Source organism: Mesorhizobium sp. M2A.F.Ca.ET.037.01.1.1 (assembly GCF_003998075.1).
Classification (GTDB): Bacteria; Pseudomonadota; Alphaproteobacteria; order Rhizobiales; family Rhizobiaceae; genus Mesorhizobium.
In genome coordinates, this window is the sequence record NZ_RZSA01000562.1 from 1 (window position 1) to 4,437 (window position 4,437).

The 4,437-nt window shown below is 63.2% G+C and carries 7 protein-coding genes; 4 read left to right on the forward strand and 3 right to left on the reverse strand.

Annotated features, from left to right (window positions below):
* The first annotated feature begins 173 nt into the window (after window positions 1–173).
* The 3 genes from EOA27_RS24150 (at window position 174) to EOA27_RS24160 (ending at window position 2,621) form a co-directional block, all read left to right on the forward strand.
* Window positions 174–1,184: an NAD(P)H-quinone oxidoreductase gene (locus EOA27_RS24150; protein WP_126080828.1), complete on the forward strand. Its 1,011-nt coding sequence runs from the start codon at window positions 174–176 to the stop codon at window positions 1,182–1,184.
* Between the two features lie 343 nt (window positions 1,185–1,527).
* On the forward strand, window positions 1,528–1,668 hold the full coding sequence (locus EOA27_RS24155) for a DUF1127 domain-containing protein (protein ID WP_071074868.1): 141 nt from the start codon (window positions 1,528–1,530) through the stop codon (window positions 1,666–1,668).
* Window positions 1,669–1,922: 254 nt separating this feature from the next.
* The gene (locus EOA27_RS24160; RefSeq protein ID WP_126080829.1) at window positions 1,923–2,621 is read left to right on the forward strand and encodes a DUF1013 domain-containing protein; all 699 of its coding nucleotides are present in this window, start codon (window positions 1,923–1,925) and stop codon (window positions 2,619–2,621) included.
* A gap of 72 nt (window positions 2,622–2,693) precedes the next feature.
* On the opposite strand, the gene EOA27_RS24165 is transcribed toward EOA27_RS24160, so the two are convergent.
* The 3 genes from EOA27_RS24165 to EOA27_RS24170 all read right to left on the reverse strand — a co-directional run bounded on the left by EOA27_RS24165 (window position 2,694) and on the right by EOA27_RS24170 (window position 3,935).
* Window positions 2,694–3,413, reverse strand: a complete 720-nt coding sequence (locus tag EOA27_RS24165) for a YafY family protein (protein ID WP_042641559.1) — start codon at window positions 3,411–3,413, stop codon at window positions 2,694–2,696.
* A gap of 18 nt (window positions 3,414–3,431) precedes the next feature.
* Complete coding sequence (locus EOA27_RS40890) at window positions 3,432–3,572, reverse strand: hypothetical protein (RefSeq protein ID WP_189343388.1); 141 nt, start codon at window positions 3,570–3,572, stop codon at window positions 3,432–3,434.
* 198 nt (window positions 3,573–3,770) lie between these two features.
* Window positions 3,771–3,935 carry a hypothetical protein gene (locus EOA27_RS24170; RefSeq protein WP_116397974.1) on the reverse strand — a complete coding sequence of 55 codons (165 nt, stop codon included), beginning with the start codon at window positions 3,933–3,935 and terminating at the stop codon, window positions 3,771–3,773.
* Window positions 3,936–4,136: 201 nt separating this feature from the next.
* Between EOA27_RS24170 and EOA27_RS24175 the strand changes: the two genes are divergently transcribed.
* The gene (locus EOA27_RS24175; RefSeq protein ID WP_108702902.1) at window positions 4,137–4,298 is read left to right on the forward strand and encodes a hypothetical protein; all 162 of its coding nucleotides are present in this window, start codon (window positions 4,137–4,139) and stop codon (window positions 4,296–4,298) included.
* Window positions 4,299–4,437 lie beyond the last annotated feature (139 nt).

A 4,437-nucleotide genomic window follows, 5' to 3' on the forward strand; every position in this document is an offset into this window, starting at 1 on the left:
GTCCTGCCCGATCTCGTGCGGGCGCGCCTTCTTCCGGGGTTCGTCGTCGAAGATCGCCATCGTCGCTTCTCCCTTACTTGGCCATTTGCCTGATTTGGCAATCAGCATACATAGGGCAGGGGCGCCGATGCAAACCACTGTGACAAGACAGGATTCGAGGAGACGGGACAGCGATGGCGAACAAGGACAAGATCCCGGAGAAGATGACAGCCATCGCGATCTCGCAACCCGGCGGTCCCAGGGTGCTCAAGCCGGAAACCCGCGACGTGCCGGTCCCCGGCCCCGGCGAAGTGCTGATCCGGGTGCACGCAGCCGGGGTCAACCGACCCGACGTGCAGCAGCGCAAGGGTGTCTATCCGCCGCCGCCTGGCGCCTCGGACCTACCTGGACTCGAGGTCGCCGGCGAGATCGCGGCGCTCGGCGACGACATATCGCGCTGGCGCATCGGCGACCGGGTCTGCGCGCTGACGCCGGGCGGCGGCTATGCCGAATATGTCAAGGTCCATGCCGGCAGCGTGCTGCCGATCCCGGCCGGCTTCACCTATTCGGAAGCCGCGGCCGTGCCGGAGAACTACTTTACCGTCTGGCACAATGTGTTCGAGCGCGGCGGGCTCAAGAAGGGCGAGACGCTGCTTGTCCATGGCGGATCGTCCGGCATCGGCACCACCGCCATCCAACTTGCTTCGGCCTTCGGCGCCACTGTTTTCACCACCGCCGGCAGCAAGGACAAATGCGACGCCTGCCTCAAGCTCGGCGCCGACCGGGCGATCAATTATCGCGAGGAGGATTTCGTCGCCGCGGTCAAGGATGCGACCGGCGGCAAGGGCGCCGACGTCATCCTCGACATGGTCGGCGGCGACTATGTCGCGCGCAACTACGAGGCCGCGGCCGTCGAGGGGCGGATCGTCCAGATCGCCGTGCAGGCCGGCGCTGTCGCAAGCACCAATTTCGCGACGCTGATGGTCAAGCGCCTGACCCATACCGGCTCGACGCTTCGTCCGCGCACCGTCGAGTTCAAGGCGGCGATCGCCGCCGCGCTGGAGGCGCAGGTATGGCCGCTGCTCGGCACGCGCAAGGTGGCTCCGGTCATGGACATGATCTTTCCCCTGACCGAAGCCTGGCGGGCGCATGAGCGGATGGAAGAGGGCGAGCATATAGGCAAGATCGTCCTCGACGTCGGGTAAGATAGGCCGATGTTCAGGTGAGGCCGGCCTGCGAACGGCGGCTTCCTGCGCTTCCGGTGCTCACGTATTTTTTGGAACCGCATGTCCCTTATCGGAAAACCGGAACCACTTTTCCGGGACATGCGGAAGTACGCTCCGCTCCGGTTCTCGAGCGCCACCATTTTCGGCTCGGCCTGACCTGAATCTCGGTCCGCGTTGTCCCCTGTTCCAAGCTGAACGCATCGTTAATGGTGCAATGCACAAAACGCATTGCGGCCATGCAAAAGCGTCCGTTCATTTCTTGGGCAGGCATGCCTATTTACGCGGCATCAAACGATTTCATCAAACGACTGGAGAAACTGAAATGAACCCGATCCGTGCTTTCCGTAAGTGGCGCATGTACAACGAGACCGTGCGCGAATTGAACAAGCTCAATGCCCGCCAGCTCAGCGACCTCGGCATCAACCGCGCCGACATCGAGCGCATTGCCCGTCAGGCGGTGTAATCAAAACCAGCCCGGCCACAGGGCCAGGCTGGATAGGCAAGCAAGAGCCGTCGAGACGCTTGCTTCGTTTCCGGTTCCAAGCCCGCTGGACCTCGTCCAGCGGGTTTTGTCTTTTAATGGCTGTGAATCAGCCCTTTTCCAAAAACATTGCGAAAATTCGAGGGAGCGTTTATACAGGCCGCGAATTTCCCATTTTGGTGGCTCTAAAACCACCGCCCGCGCGGGAACGCGGGCGAACGAGAAGGATTTTTGACATGGCCAATACGCTGCTGATGCCCAAGGCGACCGCCGTCTGGCTGGTCGACAACACCGCGCTCTCCTTCGAGCAGATCGCGCAGTTCTGCGGGTTGCATCCGCTCGAGGTCAAAGCGATCGCGGACGGCGAGTCGGCGCAGGGCATCAAGGGCATGGACCCGATCATCACCGGCCAGCTGACGCGCGACGAGATTGCGCGCGGCGAGAAGGACATCAACTACCGGCTGAAGCTGTCGGAGCCGAAGGTTCGGGTGCCGGAATCGAAGCGCAAGGGCCCGCGCTACACGCCGCTGTCGAAGCGCCAGGACCGGCCGAACGCCATCCTTTGGCTGGTGCGCAACCACCCCGAGCTCAAGGATGCGCAGATTGCCCGTCTCGTAGGCACCACCAAGTCGACCATCGAGCAGATCCGCGAGCGCAAGCACTGGAACTCGGCCAATCTGCAGCCGATGGATCCGGTGACGCTCGGCCTCACCTCGCAGATCGACCTCGACCTCGAGGTCAACCGCGCCTCGCGCGGCCGCGAGCAGCCGCAGCCCGTCGGCGACACGCTGCTGCCCGCCGCCCTCACCGAACGGCTGGTGCCGGCGCCGGAGAAGCCGAAGGATGAAGACCAGGAGCTCGATGCCAACGCGGTGTTCGCCAAGCTCTCGGCGCTCAAGTCGAAGGACAAGGGCGAAGACGACGAGCAGGAGTAAGCCTTCCGAGGCTATCAACAAAAAAGCCCGCTTCGAGCGGGCTTTTTTGTTGGACAATCGCTCGGGAGGAAGTCACGTCCGCGCGGCGCGGTCGGGCGCCATGCCGTAATCCTCCGAGCGCTCGACGGCGCGGTAGAAATCGGCGAGCTGCTTGCCGCGCTCCGGCTTGAAGGTGCGGCCGGCGATGACGACCGAAGCGATGCGGTCGATGCGGAAGGCGCGGAAATCGTCGCGCATCTCGCACCAGGCAACCAGGGTCCAGACCTTGCCCCAGAACCACAGGCCGAGCGGCCTGATGTCGCGCGCGGTGCCGCGCCCGGCCTCGTCGGAATAGTCGATGGTCAGCACCTGGCGTTTCTCGACGGCGCGCTCGATCAGGTCGATCGCCTCGCGCGCGGCGTCGCTCACCACCCACATCGGCGTGTGGATCTCGGTGCGGGCGATGCGGTCCTTCTCGGTATCGGGAAGCACCGCGCCGATCTTGACCAGCGCCTCGTCGGCGGCCCTTGCCATCGCGGCGCCGCCAAAGGCGCGCACCATGCGGGCGCCGGCAACCAGCGCCACGATCTCGTCACGTGTGAACATCAGCGGCGGAAGGTCGAAACCTTCCCTCATCATGTAGCCCACGCCCGCTTCCCCGTCGATCGGCACTCCGGTCGACTGCAGGTCGGCTATGTCGCGGTAAATGGTGCGCTCGGAAACCTCGAGCCACGTGCCGAGCTTCTGCGCGGTGACCAGTCGGCCACCCCGCAAATGCTGCACGATCTGGAAAAGCCTGTCGGCGCGGCGCATCGGTTTCTCCCTCGGGGTTTATGGCTTCAGCCCTTCGCGCTTGCGCGCGGTCGGCACCAGCATCGACTGGCCTTCGACGACATCGCCGACCGTGCGCGGCGACGGTTTGATGCCGTTGATGCGTGGCGTGTTCAGCCTGTCGTTCCAGCTTTTTACCATACGCAGATTACTCCGGATCATGTTCGTTGTTGTCAGGATCGAAGCCGCTCCAAATACCGCATTCCTCCTGACAACATACTGTCAGGAGGCTGCGGCAAGCTACCGGCAAACAAAGGCTTCTTCCCTGTACTCAACATCACTGGCCGCCAATACATCTGGGCGCGGTGTCGCCACAATCCAAGTCGCGGCGGCAAAATTTCAGTTTTCGCGCACGCGGCCCGTGTAAAGGTCCGGCCAGCCAATGTCCTTGCGGATGTCCGCCGGCAAGGTGTTCAGGAAACGCTGGGTGCGGATCTCGTTGCGCACGGTGCGGATCCGGCCGACATAGTGCTGCACGCTGCGCAGGATGGTAAAACCGTTCATGACCTCACTCCTCTCTTTCGATGAGAAGAGTATCTCACACCCCTCCTGACAGCAGTCTGTCAGGAGGTTGGCAGGGTACGGAAGAAGGCGGCACGGTGCCCCCCGCAGGGCTGGATGAAGCCGATTCCTGTCAGGAGGTGCTCGGCCCGAAGGCCGCAAGAACAGCTTTGACAGCCGCCATCGTTGCTGGTCAAAGGCAGCATGACGAAACTGCTCGCCCTAGTCATCTGCGGCATCATGCTGATCCAGGTCATCAAGCCGCTGGGCTGGCCGGGGCTGAAGCGACGCGGCGATTTCTGGAAGCTGGCGCTGCTTGCGATGGCGGCCATCTCGCTTGCCGCTGTCTTGGGTCATTGGGCTTAGTTCCTTAACGCAGAAGTTTTGACCTGGTTAGTGTGCGTTGGCAGGTCCCACGCCTCGGCGATTAGCTGAGACGCTTATCGCGGTCGTCATCACCACGGGCGGAGCGAGGAGCGAAGCGACGCGCGCAGACCCGAGGATC

Coding starts and splice junctions, on each gene's coding strand:
- EOA27_RS24175 (WP_108702902.1), top strand. CDS start 4,137: ATGACGAAACTGCTCGCCCTAGTCATCTGCGGCATCATGCTGATCCAG.
- EOA27_RS24150 (WP_126080828.1), top strand. CDS start 174: ATGGCGAACAAGGACAAGATCCCGGAGAAGATGACAGCCATCGCGATC.
- EOA27_RS24170 (WP_116397974.1), bottom strand. CDS start 3,935: ATGAACGGTTTTACCATCCTGCGCAGCGTGCAGCACTATGTCGGCCGG.
- EOA27_RS24155 (WP_071074868.1), top strand. CDS start 1,528: ATGAACCCGATCCGTGCTTTCCGTAAGTGGCGCATGTACAACGAGACC.
- EOA27_RS24160 (WP_126080829.1), top strand. CDS start 1,923: ATGGCCAATACGCTGCTGATGCCCAAGGCGACCGCCGTCTGGCTGGTC.
- EOA27_RS40890 (WP_189343388.1), bottom strand. CDS start 3,572: ATGGTAAAAAGCTGGAACGACAGGCTGAACACGCCACGCATCAACGGC.
- EOA27_RS24165 (WP_042641559.1), bottom strand. CDS start 3,413: ATGCGCCGCGCCGACAGGCTTTTCCAGATCGTGCAGCATTTGCGGGGT.